This window comes from Salinimonas sediminis (assembly GCF_003429285.1).
Classification (GTDB): Bacteria; Pseudomonadota; Gammaproteobacteria; order Enterobacterales; family Alteromonadaceae; genus Alteromonas; species Alteromonas indica.
In genome coordinates this window covers 1,246,547-1,268,978 of sequence record NZ_CP031769.1, presented here as the reverse complement: position 1 = coordinate 1,268,978, position 22,432 = coordinate 1,246,547, and the positions used below count along the sequence as shown (strand labels likewise).

At 47.6% G+C, this 22,432-nt stretch carries 13 protein-coding genes; 9 read left to right on the top strand and 4 right to left on the bottom strand.

The window, feature by feature from the left end:
* Nucleotides 1-52: 52 nt before the first annotated feature.
* Nucleotides 53-556: a phosphohistidine phosphatase SixA gene (gene sixA / locus D0Y50_RS05680; RefSeq protein WP_108566530.1), complete on the bottom strand. Its 504-nt coding sequence runs from the start codon at nt 554-556 to the stop codon at nt 53-55.
* A gap of 174 nt (nt 557-730) precedes the next feature.
* Here sixA and D0Y50_RS05675 point away from each other — a divergent pair, with 174 nt between their 5' ends.
* Nucleotides 731-3,475, top strand: a complete 2,745-nt coding sequence (locus D0Y50_RS05675) for an insulinase family protein (RefSeq protein WP_232366465.1) — start codon at nt 731-733, stop codon at nt 3,473-3,475.
* A gap of 180 nt (nt 3,476-3,655) precedes the next feature.
* A complete protein-coding gene (locus D0Y50_RS05670; protein ID WP_232366464.1) occupies nt 3,656-8,152 on the top strand; it encodes an EAL domain-containing protein in 4,497 nt (1,498 codons plus the stop codon).
* A gap of 809 nt (nt 8,153-8,961) precedes the next feature.
* Here the strand turns inward: D0Y50_RS05670 and D0Y50_RS05665 are convergent.
* The 3 genes from D0Y50_RS05665 to fadI form a co-directional block, all read right to left on the bottom strand.
* Nucleotides 8,962-9,171 (bottom strand): hypothetical protein, encoded by a 210-nt coding sequence (locus tag D0Y50_RS05665; protein ID WP_117315902.1) that lies wholly within the window; start codon nt 9,169-9,171, stop codon nt 8,962-8,964.
* A gap of 346 nt (nt 9,172-9,517) precedes the next feature.
* Entirely contained in the window at nt 9,518-11,677 is a 2,160-nt protein-coding gene (gene fadJ, locus D0Y50_RS05660; RefSeq protein WP_108566526.1) for a fatty acid oxidation complex subunit alpha FadJ, read from the bottom strand.
* Nucleotides 11,677-12,987 (bottom strand): acetyl-CoA C-acyltransferase FadI, encoded by a 1,311-nt coding sequence (gene fadI / locus D0Y50_RS05655; RefSeq protein WP_108566525.1) that lies wholly within the window; start codon nt 12,985-12,987, stop codon nt 11,677-11,679. Before fadI ends, fadJ begins: the two co-directional genes overlap by 1 nt.
* 391 nt (nt 12,988-13,378) lie before the next feature.
* Between fadI and D0Y50_RS05650 the strand changes: the two genes are divergently transcribed.
* From D0Y50_RS05650 to D0Y50_RS05620, 7 genes are read left to right on the top strand one after another with little or no spacing between them, the layout of a single operon-like run.
* A complete protein-coding gene (locus tag D0Y50_RS05650; protein ID WP_108566524.1) occupies nt 13,379-14,335 on the top strand; it encodes an AAA family ATPase in 957 nt (318 codons plus the stop codon).
* A gap of 3 nt (nt 14,336-14,338) precedes the next feature.
* Nucleotides 14,339-15,298 (top strand): DUF58 domain-containing protein, encoded by a 960-nt coding sequence (locus tag D0Y50_RS05645; protein WP_108566523.1) that lies wholly within the window; start codon nt 14,339-14,341, stop codon nt 15,296-15,298.
* Nucleotides 15,295-15,822 (top strand): DUF4381 domain-containing protein, encoded by a 528-nt coding sequence (locus D0Y50_RS05640; RefSeq protein ID WP_108566522.1) that lies wholly within the window; start codon nt 15,295-15,297, stop codon nt 15,820-15,822. The genes D0Y50_RS05645 and D0Y50_RS05640 overlap by 4 nt, the downstream gene beginning before the upstream one ends.
* Nucleotides 15,815-16,831 (top strand): vWA domain-containing protein, encoded by a 1,017-nt coding sequence (locus D0Y50_RS05635; RefSeq protein WP_108566521.1) that lies wholly within the window; start codon nt 15,815-15,817, stop codon nt 16,829-16,831. Before D0Y50_RS05640 ends, D0Y50_RS05635 begins: the two co-directional genes overlap by 8 nt.
* 2 nt (nt 16,832-16,833) lie before the next feature.
* Nucleotides 16,834-18,810: a VWA domain-containing protein gene (locus D0Y50_RS05630; RefSeq protein WP_108566520.1), complete on the top strand. Its 1,977-nt coding sequence runs from the start codon at nt 16,834-16,836 to the stop codon at nt 18,808-18,810.
* Nucleotides 18,810-20,501, top strand: coding sequence for a BatD family protein (locus D0Y50_RS05625; RefSeq protein ID WP_232366463.1), 1,692 nt, complete (start codon nt 18,810-18,812; stop codon nt 20,499-20,501). The genes D0Y50_RS05630 and D0Y50_RS05625 overlap by 1 nt, the downstream gene beginning before the upstream one ends.
* A gap of 35 nt (nt 20,502-20,536) precedes the next feature.
* Entirely contained in the window at nt 20,537-22,393 is a 1,857-nt protein-coding gene (locus D0Y50_RS05620; protein WP_108566518.1) for a DUF885 domain-containing protein, read from the top strand.
* Nucleotides 22,394-22,432: the final 39 nt, after the last annotated feature.

Genomic DNA, 22,432 nt, shown 5'->3' with positions numbered 1-22,432 from the left:
GATATGTTGACGCGGGTGGCTATATCCATTTGGATTATGGCGCATGCACCACTCACTGGCCCTGATAATGCTCTATTAATTCGCCTTGGTGACGCCTTACATTGTACCGGATAACGGCCACCGAGCCGGTAGCGAACAATGCTGAACGGTGAGAGCGACAGACTTCATCAGTAAAATAACTCACGAAGGGCATATGGCTAACCAACAGCAAGCTATCGAGCCCCTTGTACCGGCTTTGCGATAAAATAGCGTCAATATAATCATGGGCTATATGCACATCTCCATCAGGTACAATATCGTCACAAACTTCCATGTCACTGAACTTATTATCGACTGTCATCATATCAAATGTCTGACGGGTACGTTGATAGGGAGAAACCAGCGCCAAATCAATCTGCTGCGCAGGCGTATATTTGACCAGCCATTTAGACGTGGACACAGCTTGCGCACACCCAAAGGACGTGAGATTGCGCGACTTATCGTCCCGCCGTAAGGCTTCTGCCTCTCCGTGGCGCATGATGAATAGTAAAATGGAATCGCTACTTTGACGTGACATAACATTACTAATAAGATGAAGTACTGCCCTTTAACGATAGCAGAACCGTAATTTATAGCCTAGAGATAATGTTCGAATTCTTTGGTAACTCATACTAATGTTTAATTCAGGGAATAAGTAGGCGGGACGATTCCTTAGATAAAATGCAGTTAATTCCAATCACCAGAGGGCATTTTGACAACACTTAACTTCGCTCAATCACATTTTTTCACCCTGCCAAATGGTTTGAAGATCATGCACTGTCCTATTGAGGACGCTTCAACCAGTTATGTCTCGATGGCAGTGAAAGCCGGTCACTTCTATGACCCAAAATCCTGTGAGGGGCTCGCCCACTTACTTGAGCATGGTTTGTTTTTAGGTAGTGAACAATTACCTCAACCCAATAGCATCAATGACCTTATCGAACGCCACGGTGGCGCAATCAACGCCTGGACCGGAACTGAATACGCGAATTATCATTTTCATTGCCACAACGTGGCCCTGCCGGCATTACTTCCAGCGTTTGCCGATATGTTGCAAACCCCCTTATTAAATGTTGAAGCACTTAGCAAAGAAATACAGTCGATAGAGGCTGAGTTTCAGTTTAAACGCAAGGATGACTTGCGGCGGTTGTATCAAATTCATAAAGAAACCTGTAACCCCGAGCATCCCTTTAGCAAGTTTTCCGTGGGTAACGCCAGTATCTTTGAGCAAATGCCTTTAAGTGATTTGCAAGCAGCGCTTAAGCAACACCACGAACAGTATTATTGCGCCAGCAATATGGCATTGTGTATTTTTTCGGCGCTGCCGTTTGAACCGTTACGAGAATTGATAGCCCATACCTTTGGTTCAGTACCGGCGGGTAAACCGGCTCCTGATAATTGGCCACCGCTTTATCTGGATCAACATAAAGGTATTCAGATTAGCATTGTGCCATTACAGTCTGCCCGCCGGATGATTGTTACTTTCCCCTTGCCGGCACTGCATAACGACTTCAAAGTAAAGCCGCTAGATTACATCAGCCATCTGTTAGGCGATGAGGGTGAAGGTTCTTTGCTGGCTTATTTAAAAGGTCGTAACTGGGTGACGAATCTGATTGCCGGCAGTGGTATTGAAGGCGATGACTATAAGGACTTTAATGTAAGTTTTCAGCTTACCGGAGATGGCCTTAATCACCGCCTGGAAATACTGGAAGCGTTATTTGACTATGTGCGCCTTATTGGTGAGTCGCTGGATGAGCCGTGGCGCTACCAGGAAAAAGCCAAGCTCCATAGCCTGGCCTATCAGCACGAGGAAAATCCAAAACTGATGCCCCTGGCATGTGATTATGCCCAGCATATGTTTGTATTTACCTTCGATGAAATAAAAATGTTACGTAGCGAACCTGACAGCTTCGACAGAGCTACGCTAGAACAGGCGCTTAGCTTGTTTAACCCGGATAATATTCGGGTTAAAACTATCGCCCAGGGCTTGCCTACTGACCGGCAGTGTAAACACTATGATGCCTGTTATGGCATCGACCCCTTACCTGACACCGTAAAGGCTGCGTTGTATAAGCCGCAACGACATAGCGCCCTATATTTACCCCCGCCCAATCCTTATCTCGGCACCGATTATCAGTTAGTAGCACAGGAAGCTGATTATGCCTTGCCCCAGAAAATCAAACATCAGGATGGCCTGGCGTGTTGGTTTGCTCAGGATCATCAGTTTAACAGCCCGAAAGGTGATATTTATTTTTCATTTGACGCTGAAGCCTTTACCCAAAATCTGGAAGCTGTTGCAGCCAAACGTATTTGGTTGGCCTGCTTAAACGATGCCTTGCAGGCAAAGTACTATCGCGCCGAAATAGCGGGGCTGCATTACCGCTTGTATGGTCACCAGGCTGGTTTTAGCCTGCACACCCGTGGGTTTACTAATCAACAGATGAAACTGGCAGCACAATTGTTAAGCGCGTTGCATACCGAGCAACCTAGCCGTGAGCAATTTGAACTGCGCAAGGCCATGCAACTCCAGAGCTTACAGAACTCGCTATTGAACAAACCTACCAATCGTTTGTTTTCCCGAATGAGTGTGCTAATTCAGCGCAGTACCCAGGCGCCGATTGATTTGATCAAAGCGGTAGAAAAATGCAGCTATGAGCATATGCTGATGGTGTCGCAACAGGCGTTAGATAAATATTATCTTGAGAGCTTTGTACACGGTAACTGGACGGCAGCTGAAGCCACGGCGTTTGCTGATGACGTGGCCCATGCTAACCCTAATGCCTCTGGTAGCCCGCTGTCACGCCAGGTCTCACGCCTGCCAGCCGGCACTACCTTGTACCATAAAGTGCCAAGCGAACATGAAGACTGTGCTGTTGTGCTATATTTGCAAGCGCCCAGCAGTAGCTTAATGGATACCGTAATGTGTCTGGTGCTGGAACAGATATTATCGGCACCCTTTTTTAATACGCTACGCACCCAAAAGCAACTTGGCTATGTGGTTGGAACGGGTTACGTTCCCCATAATCAGCACCCGGGTATGTCGTTTTATATTCAAAGCCCGAATCACTCACCTGATCATATCTTAAGCGAAATTACCGGCTTTTTGTTTGAGCAAATGCAGGAAGTGGATTTTTACCGCGCGTATTGGGAAACCATCCAACACAACCTGTTGAAGCAACTTGAAGAGCGAGACCTGTCTTTATCCATGAAATCCCAACGGTTGTGGATTAGCCTGGGAACAGCTGATTACGAATTTAATCGCAATAAGCAGCTCGCGGAATGTGTCCGTGGTTTGTCTTTTAATGAAATAAAAACATATGCAAATCAGATAGCTGAGCGAACCCTGTTTGGTGAATTGGTATTATTTGCGGCGGGAAAATTTGATGAATTAGACTGTTCAAAAGGTCAACGCGTTGACGATATAGCCACCTTTAAAAACTTAACCCCCTGCTTTTAATGCAGCAGGGGTTTCCCCAACTGTACAAACTTTATGCTAGTCTTTGTAATCTCACAAAAATCTCTTGTAGAGGATGCGCGATTTGGGCATATTGGTACTTCGGTTTGCAGGATAGTTGCCGATAAATAACATTAACTAATAATGATAAGGCTATTAAAGCCAAGTAAAGGTGTTTTTTTGGTGCGCTCGACCATCGCTCGCTTACTAGTGTGTCTGATATTACTGTGCGGTAGCTTAATTTCCCCCCATAGCTATGCGGTATCGATCACTGACATCTATTTTAAAGAATTAACCCTACGCGATGGTTTGTCTGACTTAACGGTGCTGGATATAGCGGAAGACAAAGATGGCTATATTTGGATAGCCACCCTGACTGGCCTCAACCGCTATTCCGGCTACGATATTAAACAGTACACCCCCTCTGATGCAGAAGGTTCGCTCCCTGCTGGCTCTATTCACGCCTTATTCACTGATTCTCAAGGGCAATTATGGGTTGGGATAAATACCAGTCTCGCGCGGTATGAACCCAAAACGGACTCATTCAAAACTATCCAGACAGAAAAACTGCAATCTGATAATAAGATAATCAATGCAGTAATAGAGGTCGAAGATAATAATTTGTTATTAGCTGCTGGCACCGATCTGTATATTACTTCAGAAAATAAAGAGTCGATTAAGCCGTATTTAATCTCAAAGAAAATCACAAAAAGTATCATTTCTTTATTTGATGAAAAGAACAGATTATGGATTGGCACCCAAGGAGCCGGCCTCTATTTTTACGATAAAATAGATAAGAAGATTTATTCAGCCCGAGAAGCTAATCCCTGGTCAATCAATATAACTGCCCGAAGAATAAACCAAATTTCAGTTATTGATGGTAAATATAGAATGGCGACCGACCAAGGTTACTATTCAATCAATGCAAATGGCCAATACACTGAACTATATACTCAAAAACGGGAAAAAGGTCTTGCCGCCCCTCATGTATTTTATGGTATTGAAGTGAATGGCGATATATGGCTTGGTACCGATACGGGATTATATATATACAATTACAGAGAAGAAGAGTTACTTTCCGTTTCACCTGAAAACGCATATCTAACCGGTCTTAATCAGCGTTATCTTTTGTCAGGCTTTAAAGATTCGACGGGTAATGTATGGATTGGAAGTTATCAAGGCCTATACAAATATAACAAAGAAGATAGCTTAACCAGAGTCTATTCCAGTAAGAAGCCATATCAAGAAAAAACTGATGGTAATTCAATATGGGCACTTGCCGAAGATAAAGAGCAAAATATCTGGTTTGCCACTCAAAGTGAAGGTATCGGCAGATTCAGCTTTGATTCTGGGATCATGAATTATTACCTTACCGATCATGAAGAAACCTTTTGGGACTTGGAAATTGATAATAATGGTTACTTTTGGATAGCAACTTCCGACGGTGTCCAAGTCTATAAAAAGAACGGTATACAATTTAAATTCATAGACACTTTTTATAAAGGTCACTTTATAGATACTTTGTTTCTTAGCAACGATAGCTTGCTATTTACCATTGAAAATAATGAATTAATTAGCATAGATATAAATGCTTTCACCGAGAACCTTACGCAAGCAGATAAAAAATCTATCACATCCACCCATAAAGTAGATGCGAACTCCGAATTTTTCATACCAAAATTTGTAGATGATAAGAACAGGCTGTGGATTTCGGTAGAGTCTGGATTAATTATTTACGATAAATATAGTGATAGAGTTGTCCATAAAATAGACTCGCAATGGACGGGGAATGCAAAGACGCTTGCGATATTCAAATGGCGAAATTCATATTGGTTCATTACCAGTACAAACTTAATTTTTCAAGTGGATAAAAACTCATTTGAGATAAAAAAAGACCACGAAATTGAATTAAATAAAAATATGGCGATGGCTGCCGAAAACTTCGAAAATGTGTTATGGGTTGCCACTAGTAATACTATCTACGGGATAGATTTATCTAATTTCAGCCAGGTTGATTCTTTTAGTCTTGAACAAATTGGTTTTAATAGCTTCAATGAGGGAGCTTCTTTAAGAACGGCTAACGGCAATCTATTATTTGCCGGCAACGAAGGCTTTAACCGTATAAACCCTGCTGTGATTGAAGAGGCAGCGGTTCGAGAAACCACTACCCGCGCACCAATAATTCTACCTACCAAAGTGTTTGGTTACTCCCCTAATAGTTTGTCAGAAGACGGCCAGAAACTACTAAGAGCTGAAAACAACAACGGCATTATGCTGCAGTATGATGAATCACGCTTTAGTGTGCCCTTTTTACTGGCGAATCCTAAGTACCCTGAATTGGTAGAATACCGTTATCGATTTTTAGGCTACGATGAAAACTGGCTGGAAACAGAAGGATCTCGCACTGCGCAGTTCAATAATATCCCATTCGGCCAATACGAGTTTCAGGTACAGGCACGTGAGGCCGGCTCTCAGTGGTCACCGGCAGCGACAATGAAAATCAGCATTGGCAGACCGCCATGGTTACATACCGCTGCGTTGGTTTTTTACGCCGCTATATTAAGCGGGTTATTGCTGTTTATCGTAAGACAATATCAACTACGCAAACAAAACCAACTTGCTATTCAGGAATCTGAAGAGCGTCTTAAATTAACCCTATGGAGTAGCGGTGATGAGTTATGGGACTGGGATGTTTATCGCGGTCAGGTATTTCGCTCAAATACCTGGGGAACACTCGACTTCCCTCAGGATAATATCCGCACCTCTACGGCCTATGATGCAAACATTCATCCCAATGACCTGCTAAGGGTGCAAGAAGCGCTTAAGGCGCATCTTGAGGGGCATACCGAATACTATGAACTTACCTATAGAGCGAAAACCTTTAGCAACCAATGGATTTGGATTTTAGATCGCGGCAAAGTGGTATCGCGGGATCACAATGCTCAACCCATTCGTATGACAGGCACGCTTAAAAATATACACCACCTGAAAGAAGCCGAAGAGCAACTTAATCTGTTTAAACGCTCTATTGAGAATATCTCAGAAGGTGTATTTATTTCTAATACCAACTTTAAGTTCATTTCAGTTAATAACGCATATTGTAAGTATACCGGTGAAACTCGCGATCAGGCTTTGGCGTCGTATTTGTACTTTCACCAATACCCCGAACCGTTTACCGAAGAAATCAAAAAAACCCTAAGAGCAAAGGGCAATTGGTTTGGCGAGGTGGAATCGGCGCGGGTAAATGGCGAGAAGTTTGAAATGGAGTTGAATATCGATGCGGTACATAATGAAGACGGCCGAATAAGCCATTTCGTAGGTGTTTTTTCAGATATTACTTCGCGTAAAAGCACGGAAAAAGAGTTGCTTAAGCTGGCTAATACTGATCCTCTGACCGACTTACCCAACCGTTCATTTTTCCAGGCCAGCCACCAAAACCTGGTGCGCCGTGGGGGTGACCACGCCCTACTCTGCTTGGATATGGATAACTTTAAAAAAATCAACGATTCGTTAGGGCATCAAACCGGTGATGTATTGATAAAGCAAATTGCAAAACGTATTCAACGGACCATTGGTAAAACCGCCACCTGCTATCGTCTCGGAGGCGATGAATTTAGTGTGTTGTTAGAAGATAAATCAGATATACACACGATAACGCACTATGCCCAGGGGCTTCTGGATACGTTGTCGCGGCCGTTTATTATTAATAAGCAAGAGTTTGTATTAGGCGCCAGTATCGGTATTGCTTTTTATCCGGAGGACGGTAATACCCCTCAGGAAATGCTCAAAAACGCAGATACGGCTATGTATTTCGCTAAAAATAATGGCGGCAACAGCTATAAGTTCTTCAGTGGCGAAATGAACCAGAACGCGGTACGTCAATTGCAAATCGAGAACCTGATTCGCCAGGGCATCAAAGATGATTTATTCAGTGTGTTTTATCAGCCTAAGGTTGATATAAATACTGGACGCCTGGTTAGCATGGAAGCCCTGGTGCGCTTTGAACATCCCAATAAAGGCATAGTGAGCCCCGGACAGTTTATCCCCTTAGCCGAGCAAACAGGCCAGATCATTGAAATTGGCGAACAAGTATTGCGTAAGGCGCTTAGCGATACTAAGCGATGGGTAAGCGAAGGTATTTTTAGCGGCCGGGTAGCCGTTAATATCTCAGCGAAACAATTCGAACTGCCAGACCTGGATGACCGGATCATTCGCATACTCAGTGAAATCGGCTTATCGCCGTTGCATTTGGAATGTGAAATAACCGAAGGCACCTTGATGGAAAATCCCGAAGAAGGCCTGAGAATGATGGAGCGCTTACGTGAAAAAGGCATTCATCTGGCGCTAGACGATTTTGGTACAGGGTACTCTTCGCTTGCCTATCTGAAACGCTTTCCCCTTAACACATTAAAAATAGACAAAGCCTTTATTGATGACATAGCGAAAAGCAGTGTCGATCGCCATATGGCGGCTGCTATCATCAATATAGCGCATAACCTTGGCCTTAAAGTGGTCGCTGAAGGGGTTGAGGAAGAAAGCCAACTGACTATTTTACGGCGTTATGAGTGTGAAATGCTGCAAGGTTTTTTATACAGTAAACCGATTAACGCAGAGCGTTTTGAACAGTTATTAAGAGAAAACCAGAAACTGCATAACCTTATTAGCCATAGCAATTCATAATACCAGGCCTCTTCCCTGCCCATAGCGCCTAACTGCCCTTTTTACGTAATTTCGTAAAGCTGCCTTGAGATAATAGCATGGTTACTATTGCCCCCTCCCCCGTTCGCTAATATTGGCTATTTACAGCCATCCGCCTCGCTACATAATTCCAGGAGCCTCAGCCCAACATGCTGACAGCCAGCGCCCCACCAGAACAAAAGTTCAAGGTACCCCGTGGCATTGGGGAGCGCTTCTGTTGGCGATGATTTAATGTTGATGGCGCTTTTTAGATCAATTACAGCCGGTCCTCGCTAGTCTCCTCTAGCCACCTTTTGCTTCCAGGCTAGCTTGCTGTATACCCCGTGCTAGGCGAATTAAGCCGACGAACCAGTAATTGTCAAGAAACCAACACTCATACTTTAGGATTAATAAATTCAACGCTTTTTGTATTATTTTTGGTCAAATATTTGACGGGGACAAATAAATTGCTGAAATATAATGCTTTTTCTGTAATTAAAAAGTTGGCACATTCCTCGCTATTACTATTCTATGCCGGACAGCATGGCTGACGGTTTGTTTGTTCATAAAAATAAAATAGTAACTTATTAGCTCAAGGAAAAGAAAAATGTTGAAAGCATATGCAGTTGCACTAGTACTATCGACCAGCGCTCCGGTTACCGCAGATACTCAGGAAAGCGTACGTCCACTAGAAAAGAAAATTGAAACCACTTCAGAGCTGAAAGGTTATAAGCCTAGTTCTTGCCGTTGCGGCATAGTTCGTTAAAACGTAAAAATTGCTACTGAAGAGGCATTGCGCCTCTTCAGCCACCTTACGCCGCCAACCAGATATTCTTGTACCCGGCATCGCGCTTCATCAGGATATACCGATGGATTGTAAACAAGGGGAATAACATTGGGCCAAACACACAACCGGCCACTCCCCACGGCTTACACTTCATTCCAGCTTTAGCAGCTTCGATATAAAAATACCCACCAAAAAGTAACGCAAGCACTGCAAGGCCAACGGGCCACAAAGACATAAACACTATATGTACCCCTTTAAAATTGCACTATTTTCCGGTGCTGTTAGTTTTACCAAAAGGTTATTACAGGCCCCACTAGCCTAGATAACCGGCGCATATTGTACAGATTTACAGCACATTTAGCCAGTATGTTTTTTAGCCTCCACCGCCAGTATTCGGCGTTAGGCCTTCTTCTATGTAGATTTTTAAGACAAAAAAACCGGCTGATACAGTATCAGCCGGTCGCTCTGGAACAAATGTTAGTTACGCTACAGGGCTTGGATTGCCACCCGTAACCAATAGCGTCACCTTATGCATTTAAGCCCGTAAACGGTATGCTTGCAGGTTAAACACCTCGTGAGGCTCAGTAAAACGTTTTGTTATCCTGTTGCATCTGTACCAATAGCGGGCATGGGCTAAACTTATCGGATACTTTTTCTGCGTACCGATTAAGCTTTTCCACAATACTGTCAATACCCACGGCATCCATGTACCGAAAGGGGCCGCCATGAAAGGGTGGAAAACCAATACCAAATATAGCGCCAATATCGCCATCGCGGGCATTACGGATAACGCCTTCATCCAAACACCGCGCTGCTTCATTAAGCATCATAAGTACACAGCGTTCAGCAACTTCTTTTTCGCTACGACTGGATGATGGGGTTACGTCAAGCAAGCGATAAATGCTCTCATCAACTTCTTTACCTGGCTTTTTCCCTTCGTAAAGGTAAAACCCTTTTTGGTTTTTCTTACCTTTACGGCCATCTGCCAGGACTTTGTCGAATGCCGCAGGAGCGGTAAAACGTTCGCCGAAAGCATCGACTAATATAGGGATAATTTTAGTCCCTACGTCAATGCCCACTTCATCAAGCAATTTAATCGGCCCCACAGGGAAACCGAACTTCACCAACGCTTTATCGATATGCTCTACAGGCTCCCCGGCTAACAGTAAATTAGCCGCTTCATTCATATACGGGGCCAGAATCCGATTTACATAGAAACCAGCACCATCTTTTACCACTATCGGGGTTTTGCCTTGCTTACGAGCAAATTCAACGGTGGTAGAGATTGTTTCGTCGCTAGTCTGCTCATGGGCAATAACTTCTGCCAGCGGCATTTTATCGACCGGAGAGAAATAGTGCAGACCAATAACATTTTCACTACGGACCGCCTTTGCGGCAATATCTCCAATGGGGATAGATGATGTATTAGACGCAAAAATAGTCTGGTTGTGACAATGAGCTTCAACATCTGCCACCATCTTTTGCTTAAGCTCTACATCTTCAAATACCGCCTCGATAACAATGTCAGCATCTTGATAACCTCGATAGTCCAGCGTGCCCGTAAGTAACGACATTTGCTTTTGCATCTCGGTTTTACGAATATGGCGCTTTTTCACCTTCTTATTCAGCAGGTCGTAACTGTACTTCATTGCATGAGCTATGCCTTCAGGCTGGATATCTTTAATCCGTACCGGCACGCCCGCCTTAGTGGCAGTAACAAAAGCGATGCCGCCGCCCATTAAACCGCCACCTAACACACCGGCTTTGTTAACCTTGCGCGGGGCTACACCTTCCACACCATGTTCTTTTTTCATTTGCGTGGTAGCGAAAAATATTTGGCGCAGCTGGAAGGATTCCGGGGTCATCACCAGTTCACCAAAAGCTTTGGCCTCAGCCCGTAGCCCCGCTGCCATCCCTTCATTCATACCCGTTTCAATAACATCGATAATTTTACCCGGAGCCGGGTAATTACCTTTGGTTTTGGAAAAGGTTTGTTCACGCCCTTTTTTGAACACCATGCCGCGGCCCATGCTGTTTTGTTCCAGCAATTTGTTCATCAGGCCTTTTTGCGGCGCGGCGCGTTCAGGCTTTCGCTTGAGCGCAAATTTTTCAGCTACCTCAAGCAGTACACTCGCTGGCACCACGTCATCTACTATGCCATATTTTTTAGCTTGTTTTGCGCGGGCCGGCGCGCCGGTCAACATCATTTTCATGGCTTGCTGAATACCGATCAGGCGGGGTAATCGCTGAGTCCCCCCACTCCCGGGTAACAGACCAAGCTGAACCTCTGGCAAGCCTACTTGCGTGGCATTATCGTCAGTACATAGGCGATAGTGGCATGCCAACGCCAACTCTAAACCGCCGCCTAAGGCTGGCCCGTGAATAGCCGCGACGAAGGTTGCTCGCATTTTTTCTATACGATTAAATACGTCTTGCCCGCCGGTAGCCAGACGCTGCGCATCTTCGACGGTTTTGCAGGCAGCCAGCATGGAAATATCCGCCCCGGCAACAAACGATTTTGCTTTACCACTGACCAGCACCACGCCTTTAATGCTTTTATCCGCATCAATTTCGTCCAGCATGGCATTAATTTGCGCACCAAATTCCGCTTTAAGCGTGTTCATTGACTCGCCGGGAACATCCATGGTCAGCACCGCAACGCCATTGTCTTTTTTCTCAAGCGTGAAGGCGCTGTCTGCGGCGGGCACAGCGGGCTCTGCAATTGGTGTATTATCTGTCATTATTCGGTCTCCACAATCATTGCTGCGCCAAGGCCTCCGGCTGCACATGCTGTTACCAGCCCCGTACCACCGCCACGGCGGTTCAATTCGTTAAGCATCTGAGTAATCATTCGGGTACCTGTTGCGGCAAAGGGGTGGCCATATGCAATAGAGCTCCCCATGACATTGAATTTATCCATATCAATTTCGCCGGTCGCTTTGTCGCGTCCCAACTTCTCGCGTGCAAACTTATCACTGGCAAACATTTTTATATTCGCCAGGGTTTGCGCTGCAAACGCTTCGTGCATTTCAATTAACGTCAAATCGTTAAGTGTCATACCCGCACGATCCAACGCTACAGGGGTCGCGTAAGAGGGCCCCATCAGCATGTCTTCCCATACATCGATGGCAGAAAACGCGTAGCTTTTAATATAGCCTAAAGGCGTGTAACCCAAGGCCTTGGCCCGGCTTTCCGTCATCATCAGCACCGCCGAAGCGCCATCTGTTAGTGGGGTGGCATTCGCCGCCGTTACCGAGCCATACTTTTTGTCAAACACCGGCCGCAACTTCGCGTACCCTTCCAGGGTAGAATCAAACCTTACGTTATTGTCACGGCTCAGCGCGCCTTTATAGGGTTCGGCATATGCGGTCATCACTTCGTTATCTAGCTTACCGGCTTCCCAACTCTGGGCCGCCAAAGAATGCGAACGATGGGCTAATTTGTCTTGATCAGCGCGGGCAATATGGTGTGATTTCGCCATTTGCTCTGCGGTTTGTCCCATCGATAAGCCGGTGGAATATTCAGCTACCGCAGGCGGTACCGGCATAAGATCTTTAAACGACAATCTTCTTAGTACACCCAGTTTTTGACCTAAGGTTTTGGTTTTTTGTAAATCAACCAATGCGCGCGCAAGGTTTTTTGACACCCCGATAGGTGATACTGAGGTGGAGTCGGCACCGCCCGCTACACCCACTTCTATATTGCCAGCCATCATGCTTTCGGCAATATTCACCGTCGACTGAAAGCTGGTAGCACAGGCTCGTGACACACTATAGGCATCGGTATGCACACTCATGCCGGTACCCAATACAATTTCGCGCGCGATGTTTGGTGCCTCCGGCATTTGTACGACCTGCCCGTACACCACCTGCTCTACCATATCGGGGGTAACGCCGTTACGAATTAATAACTCGTTAACCACCATTTTGCCCAAATCAACTGCCGGGACGCCGTGAAAATACGTTGCCATCTTTGCAAACGGCGTTCTTAGCCCTGCGACGATCGCAATGCGGTCGCCGGTGCGTGTAGTTACTTGTTGTTTAGTCGCCATAATGTACCTGAATCTTTAGCCACGTAAGTGGTCTGACCTGTATTAACTCCGATTTTACAGACAATCAACGAAATAGCAAATAGTCGCATAGGAAGCTGTTTATCATCAGTTTTCAGTTGTTCACCGTTTTTTCTGCTATGGACTCATAGCCACATAGCATGCGGATTGTTCCCACGGCCAAAATATGTCTTAATCGTAGTGTTCACCATAAACCAACCCCCAATTAGCGCAAGTGTTGATTAATCACTATTCAATCTTCAAACTTTACGCCCGAAGCTTGAAGTATCGCTGGGGAACCATATATGAAACGTAGAGTCTGTTAACCCTATACGTTATGTTTTAGTTAGTAGTAGTGTGCTACACATCAATTTGATCAGGAAGTTAACCCGCTATGGCAGCAGAGCAGTTTCAGCAACTACACGCCTACCTGGATTCACAGATTATTGGCCAGACCCAACTTACCCGCAGCTTACTGGTTGCGCTTCTGGCCGATGGACATTTGTTAGTAGAAGGCCCCCCCGGATTAGCCAAAACACGTGCCATTAATGCGTTGGCGAAAGGTATGGATGCTGACTTCCATCGGGTTCAGTTCACCCCGGATCTATTACCTGCTGACTTAACTGGGACAGATATATATCGCCCGGAAACCGGCGAATTTGTATTTCAGCAAGGCCCACTGTTTCATAATTTGGTGCTGGCCGATGAAATCAACCGGGCACCGGCAAAAGTGCAATCCGCATTGCTTGAGGCAATGGCTGAGCGCCAAATTACCGTTGGTAACAAGACCTACCCCCTGCCCTCTCTGTTTTTGGTTATGGCTACGCAAAACCCGTTAGAACAAGAAGGTACTTACCCCTTACCGGAAGCTCAGCTTGACCGGTTTCTGATGCATGTGGAAATTGATTACCCAGGCGCTCAGACTGAACTGGATATTTTACAGTTAACCCGTAATGAAGAGTTAAATATCCCGGGTGCGGTGCCTACTAAGCTAAGTCAGGCGGACATATTCAGCGCCCGTAAAGCGCTACTTGCTTTACATATGGCGCCAGAGCTTGAACGTTATCTGGTCGAATTGGTAATTGCGACCCGGGAACCAGCAAAGTTGGACCAAGAACTGGCCGAATGGATCGAGTTTGGGGTCAGCCCCCGTGCTACAATTGCGCTGGACCGCTGTGCCCGCGCGCATGCCTGGCTGGCCGGTCGCGACTTTGTCGGGCCCGACGACATACAAGCAGTGGTACACAATGTTCTGCGACACCGTATTATTTTATCGTATCAAGCTGAAGCGCAAGGAGTGACAACTAATCAGGTTCTTGACAGAATTGTCCAACAGGTGGCTGTGCCATAAGTTATGAGCAAAGAGCAAAACTGGCTCGGGTTACTCCAGACAGATGGGATTACCCTGTCGGTGCCCGAACTTCTCAGATATCGGCAGCTGACTCATCTGATTAATTTACAGCCCGGCAAACCGCACCGAGCAGCGATGTCCGGTACTTACCTGAGTAAACACAAAGGCCGCGGCATGGAGTTTGACGAAGCTCGTCATTATCAGCCCGGCGATGATATACGCGCCATTGACTGGCGAGTTACTGCCCGTACTGGCAAAACGCATACCAAAGTTTATCGGGAGGAACGCGAACGCCCGGTATTCATTCTATGCGACCTGACGGGGTCAATGCAGTTTGGTACTCAGTTACTGTTAAAAAGTGTCCAGGCCGCCCATGTTACCTCTCTTATTGCCTGGTCTGCGGCCCAGCGCGGGGACAAAGTAGGCGCGTTATTGTTTAGTGATACAGAACACCGCGAGTGTAAACCCCTATCACGACAGCGTGCAGTGTTAACTATCTGCCACGAGCTTATACGATTGCAAGCCCACGCTACCCGTGGCAATGATCAAGCCAGCGCCCCGGCTTCATTCTTAGATGCCTGCGCCAGAGCCAGACGGCTCGCCCGGCCCGGTAGCCTGGTGTATGTCATATCCGACTTTACCCATATGAATGATACGGCCCGTCAACACATTACCCATCTCGCCCGCCATAGCGAAGTGAAGGCATTGAGTATTACCGATCCTATTGAACATGCTTTACCCCAGGTATCTGGTACTCGTCAGGTGAGTGTAACAGATGGCTTTATTCGGCAGAGCTGGGTATTGGGGGACAAACAGCAACAGACACAATACCGACAACAGCGTGAGCAGCAAATCGGTAACATTGAACATCAGCTTCAATTGGCAGGGGTCAGGCTTCAGCACCTCAGCGCTGCCATGCCAATTGACGAGCAACTGAAACTGCAAGGCAATAGAACAAAATGAACGAACAACAACAGCAGCTACTGGCCCAGCTAAAAGGCATTCACCCCCCGCCCGACGCAGCCTTTTGGCCGCTCGCCTGGGGCTGGTGGGTACTGCTTGCGGTGCTGGTAGCCGCGCTCGTTGGCGCCGTTATCTTATGGCGGCGGCATCGGCGATTTAATGCAGCCAGGCGCCAGGCCATGGATGAACTGCGCCAGGTTTCCTCTGGTGATAACAATTGGCCGAGTCAATTAAACCAGATTCTAAAACGTACCGCGCTAGTGTATTACCCACCGGCTACGCTATCGGGTTTGTACGGACAACGCTGGACCCAGTTTTTGCTAGCGCAACTAAAACGCGGGCAGCAGCAAACGATGGCTGCGCGCTTAGAGCACTTACAAGCAATGCAGTACCAACCCGCCAAACCCGATAAACAGGCTTTCGACCCCTGTCAGGAAGCTGCCATTAGCTGGGTGAAGAAGGCCCGCTTTCAGCAAGCAGCACATACCAGAGGTAGTACTCACACTGAGGTAAGCCATGTTTGAGTTTGCCTGGTGGTGGCTGCTTTTTGCCCTACCGCTGCCGCTATTAATGCGTTTTTTCCCCGCGCGTGAACCGTCACAGGAAGCGGCGTTACGGGTGCCGCAACGTTTGGCTGGGGCGGCATCGGTGCAAAGTAAACCCGCCCGTTCTGCCTACGGTCATGGGCTGATGTGGCTTATCTGGGTTGCTTTGGTACTTGCCGCTGCCCGCCCCCAGTGGCTAGGCGAGCCGGTAAGTATTCCCAATGAAGGCCGCGAAATGATGTTAGCGGTCGACTTATCGGGCAGTATGAAAATAGATGATATGACCCTGAATGGCCGCCAGGTTAACCGGTTAACGATGACTAAATCGGTAATGGCAGAATTTATCCGGCGTCGGGTATCCGACCGGTTAGGGTTAATTCTGTTTGCCGATACAGCGTACTTGCAAGCACCCCTTACGTTCGATCGCAAAACAGTGGCGCAATTGCTTGAGGAATCCGTGATTGGACTGGTGGGTGAACAAACTGCCATTGGCGATGCTATTGGCTTAGCCGTGAAGCGCTTAGAAGCCCGGGAAAAGACCAATAAAGTACTGATACTGCTTACCGACGGGCAAAATACGGCTGGCAATATCACGCCAGCCCAGGCAAAAGAACTGGCAGTAGATAGCGGTGTAACCGTTTATACGATAGGCGTTGGCGCAGATAAAATGCTGATCGAAAGCTTCTTTGGAAGCCGTCAGGTTAATCCTTCTCAGGAACTGGATGAAGACATGCTAACCGATATCGCCGTGGCCACCGGCGGCAAATATTTTCGCGCACGTGATGCTCAAGAACTGGAGCAGATTTACACCCGCCTGGATGAGCTGGAGCCCATAGAGGGAGAAAGTCAGAAATTGCGCCCGCTAACGGCGCTATTTTATTATCCCTTAGCGTTAGCGCTACTACTCAGCGCCCTGCCTTTACTGGTTTCCCTGATAGGCGCAAGACGCAGAGGTACTTTGGTTAACACGCAATATGAAGAGCAATAACAATGCCGTGGGATGATTTTCATTTTTTAAGACCGTGGTGGCTGCTTGCCTTGCCTGCACTGTTGGTAATATTGGCCGGTTTCAGGCATTGGCGCCAGCAGCAATCTGGCTGGCAGGGCGTTATCGCCCCGCATCTATATCGGCAAATGGTTGCTGGCCGCCAGCAACAACGTGGGCAAGGTTTGTATGTGGTCATTCTGCTTGCCTGGAGTTTGGCCACTGTCGCTTTGGCTGGGCCCACCTGGCAGCGTTTGCCCCAACCTGTGTATCAGGTAAAAGCCGGGCATGTAGTAGTAATGGATATGTCATTGTCGATGCGCGCTACCGATGTTTCTCCTGACCGCCTCACGCGTGCAAAATATAAGGCTATTGATTTAGTCAAACTGATTAGTGAAGGCGAAACAGGATTGGTCGCCTACGCCGGCGATGCCTTTGTTATTAGCCCATTAACTGCAGACTATAAAAATTTAGCCGCCCTATTACCCAGCCTCAGTCCGGAAATAATGCCGGTAACCGGCAGCGATCCTTTATCCGGCTTATTGCTGGCCAGCGAATTACTCACTAATGCAGGCTATCAACAGGGCGATATTTATTGGATAACGGACGGGATAAGCCGGGAACAAACCACTGAAATACAGGATTATTTAAACGACATGCCTTTTCGGCTCAATGTATTAGCAATAGGTACTTCCGAAGGCGCTCCGATACGGCAGGTAAACGGCGAGCTATTAAAAGATACCAGCGGCCAAATTGTTGTGCCACAGATGCAGCCCGGGCCATTACGCTCTCTCACTCAGCGCTCCGGAGGGAAATTTGCCACCATCAGTGCCAGCGAGTCAGATATAAAAGCACTGGCGCAAGCTGATCGGCTGGCCAGCGATATAGCCACGCAAGATGATCAGACCAATTACAGCGGCGACCAATGGCAGGAAATGGGCCCGTATTTGGTGCTCGCTTGTCTGCCCCTTGCCCTGCTATTGTTTCGCCGGGGAATATTCGTGCTGTTTATGGCCATGAGCTTGCCGTTATTGCAGCCAGCACCAGCGCAGGCCGCAGACGGTAAGAACACCACACAATCTGCGGCCACTTCACCACTTAGCTGGGCTGATCAAGTATTTAAGAATGCCGACCAGCAGGGGCAACAACTCTACGAGGCGGGTGAGTTTGAGCAGGCGGCTAAACAGTTCGATTCTCCTTCGTGGCAGGCTTCGGCGCAATATAAAGCGGGTAATTTTGCCCAGGCGCTACGTTTATTTAAAGAAGATGAGGGCCCTGAGGCGCTATACAATAAGGCCAATACATTAGCCCAGATGGGGCAATATAAAGAGGCTCTGGAAGCGTATCAAAGTGTGCTGGAACAAGTTCCAGAACATGCTGATGCCATGCATAACAAAGCTATTGTAGAAAAGTTGCTGGAAGATAAAAAACAACAGGAACAAGACCAGCAACAAGAGCAAGAGCAGCAACAAAACGAAGAAAACGCTGGCGACCAAAAAGGCCAGCAAGACCAGCAAGGCAATCAACCGTCAGATTCGCCGCAGCAAAACAACGGTGAATCAGGTTCATCATCTGATGACCAACAGAACGGGCAGCCTTCTTCCAATGATAGTGCCAATAGCACGACACCAGAGTCTAACGAGAAGCAGTCTGACGGTGCGCCACCCTCCTCTCAACGCGATGAGCAGGCGGAGCAGGCGCAACAAAAGCCCGGCCAGCAGCAAGATGAGCCAGCCGAAGACCCTAATGCACAGCCACAGCAAGCTGGGGAGGCTGATCAGTCTGACCCTGCGGACCCGCAATCAGCGCTGCAGGCCAGCGAAGGTGAGCTAAGCGAAGAAGACAAAGAGAATATGCAGCGGCTGGAAAACCTGAAAAAACGGATTCCTGATGATCCCGCTTATTTATTAAAAAGAAAAATGCAGCTGGAAGCCCAACAAAGACGCAACCAGCGGCCGCCGTCGAATCGGAGTGAATGGTAATGAGACAGTTGTTGTTGCTTATGATAGGCGGTTGGCTAAGCCTGTCCGCCAGTGCAGATGTCGATAGCGTTATTGCCCAGATAGACAAGAACCCGGTAATGGTTGATGAAGCTATTCGTTTAACGGTCAGCGCGTCGGGCGATCCTTCCAGAGACGCCTTCGATAGCTCCGCACTGTTAAATGATTTTGTGGTTGGAAGAACCTCAATTAGTAGCCGCACCAGTATTGTAAACGGCTCTCGTAGTGAAACCACGACATGGACAACGACCTTGTTTCCCCGCCAGGAAGGTCGCTTTACGATTCCGCCATTTACTATTGAAGGACAGCAAACCCGCCCTATTGAGGTGCAGGTCATCCCGGTGGTCAAAAACGATGATGGTAGCCAGCCAGCACGGGATTTTTATGTAACCACCCACGTCGATACCAGTGAGGTTTACCTGAATCAGCAAATTCGCTACACCGTGAAGCTATTTTTGGCTACCGATATTGAACGCGGGAGCTTGCAGGCGCCGCAGTTAAAGCAGGCCCAAATAAGTCAGTTAGGTGACGACATACGCACCACCGAAATTGTTAATGGTAAACGTTATCAGGTGATCGAGCGCAACTTCGCAGTGGTCCCCCAACGTTCCGGGGAGTTTGTATTGCGCGGCCCGGTGTTTACCGGTGAGGTACTGGCTCCCAATACCAATCAACGGTTTGGTTTTTTCAACCGTACGCAAACAGTTAATCGGCTGGGCCCCGACATCACGCTGACAGTCAAACCGCAGCCGCAGGATCTTGACTATCATTGGTTGCCCAGCGAGTTTGTCGATATTAACGAGGAATGGCCAGAGTCAGCCACTTTCACCGTTGGTGAGCCTGTCACCCGCACGGTCACGCTAACGGCTATGGGTGTAGTAGAAGAACAGCTGCCCAGTTTTCCGCAAAACTATCCACCGGGCTTTAAGATTTATCCGGATCAAAGCCGCACTGCTACTGTAGATAAGGACAATACCTTAATTGCTCAGCGTGTAGAGTCGGTGGCGGTCATTCCCACTAAAGCCGGGCGCTACGTTTTGCCGGAAATTACTATCCCCTGGTTTAATGTGTTAACCGGTGAGACCGAATACGCCAGCCTGCCTGCGCGCAGTATTGAAGTGGCGCCGGATACCGGCCAAACCGCCGCCGTAGGTAATAGCAGTGCCGCACCAGCAACACCAACGCCGCAACCAGCTGAACCACTAGCGCCAGAAGCGCCAACGCCAGCCCCGGCAACGAATATGTGGCTTTGGGTGGTGACCGCACTATGGCTGGTCACGCTGATAGGGTTAATAGCGGTGATACTTTACTACCGTCGTCGGCCAACTGGAGCGCCGGCATCAGCCTCTATTTCGCAGCACCAACGGGAGCCTCAAGCCTGGCACAACTTGCTTGCGGCGGTGAAAGCACGTGATATAGGAAAAACTCAGCCAGCACTAACCCAATGGCTGCACCAGCTAGAGGTTGAAGGGCAACCGCTTCAACGCGCTGCCGATAATGCACTGACAGCGCCTCTGCAGCCTCATATTGATGTCATGCTCGCGAGTGTCTATTCCACTTCTCAAGCGCATTGGGACAATCAGCCGTTGCTACATTCGCTGACCATTGTGCGTGAGCAATACCTTAAAAACCAACAAGTAAAACAACAACCGCTGCCGGCTCTGTATTCTTAACAGCTAACCGGTCGCTATCATTACAGGGAGACAGAATGAACACATCACTATTTCGTATCGGGGCTGTAGCTATTGCGGTTAGCGGCCTGCTGGCATGTTCGCCAGCGTCGAATGAGCAAACGCCATCGCAAGCGCAGTCAGAAAATACCAAAGAAATTGCCAGCCAGAGCGAATCGCAGCGGCTTAACGCTTTTTTTGAGCGCACATTTGAAGAAGACTTAAAGCGTTCGCCGTTGTCGCAAAGCTATCTGGGCTACAAGTGGGACTATGACAAGTGGGATGATGTGAGTGAAGAAGCCGTTGAACAACAAATGGCCACCACTAAAAACCGCCTTGAAGAGTTAGAATCTTTTGATGCCGAAAAACTCAACGAACAGGAAAAACTAAGCCTTAAGCTGTATCGCTACCAGCTGGAACGGGCTATTGAGAATGACAAGTTTCGTCATCATACCTATGTGATTAATCAGTTTCGAGGCCCCCACACCATGGTGCCCAGCTTCTTGATAAACATTCATACGGTAAAAAGTGAAGAAGACGCCCGCGCCTACATCAGCCGTTTAGATAAAGTGGATGAATATTTTGCGCAAGTCATCGAACAAATGAAATTACGCCAGGAAGCAGGTGTATTTCCCCCGGCCTGGGCCTATGATCAAATGATTCAGGCGTCGCAAAACGTCGTTACCGGTGTACCTTTTGACACCGAAGGGGCGCCGTCCACACTGTGGGAAGATATCGATAAAAAAATTCGGGCTCTTGAGGTTGAGGATACCGTTAAACAAAACCTGCTGGCGGAAGCCAAAGCGGCATTGTTGACGGCAGTTCGCCCAGCCTACGAAGATATGATTGCGCAGCTGCGTGAGCAACAAAAACTTACGCCGGAAGGTGACGGGGTATGGCGCCTGCCTGAAGGTAAGGAATGGTATGACAACCGGCTTAGCTGGTACACCACCACTGACCTGAGTGCAGATGAAATCCATCAAATCGGGCTGGATAATGTCAAACGCATTCATAACGACATGCAAGAGATCATGCAGCAGGTAAAATTTGAAGGTAACTTGCAGGAATTTTTTGAATTCATGCGTACCGATGAACAGTTTTACTATGCAGACTCCAATGAGGGTCGCCAGCGCTATCTTGATGAAGCCAAACAACATATTGATAAGATGCGCGAGGCTCTACCCGAGTATTTCGGCCTGATGCCCGAAGCTGACATGATAGTGAAGCGTGTAGAGCCTTTTCGCGAGCAGTCAGCTGGCAAAGCGTTTTATCAAAGTCCCGCCCAAGATGGCAGCCGGCCCGGTATTTACTACGCCAACCTGTATGACATGACAGCCATGCCGACCTATCAAATGGAAGCCTTGGCTTACCATGAAGGTATACCCGGCCATCATATGCAGCGCGCTATTGCACAGGAACTGGAGGGCATTCCCATGTTCCAGAAGTTCTTAAGTGCTACCGCCTATACAGAAGGCTGGGGACTTTATAGCGAAGAGCTCGCCAAGGATATGGGCTTTTATGCAGATGCCTATGCCGATTTTGGACGACTAGCAATGGAGCTATGGCGGGCCTGCCGCTTAGTCGTTGATACGGGTATTCATGCTAAACAATGGTCTCGCGAAGAGGCGGTTGAGTATTTAGTGGTCAATACACCTAACCCAAAATACGATGCGCAAAAAGCTATTGAACGCTATATCGCCCTGCCAGGACAAGCTACCGCGTATATGATTGGTAAGCTGAAGATTATGGAACTGCGCGATAAAGCCCAACAGGAGCTGGGAGACAAATTCAGTTATCCTGAGTTTCACGACGAAGTACTAAAAGACGGGCCGGTGCCGTTGTCGGTATTAACCGAAAAAGTCGACCGCTGGATTGCTAAAACAAAACAATCTTAACGGTTTACTCACCATGCCACTAAGCCCTGGTCAATTTGA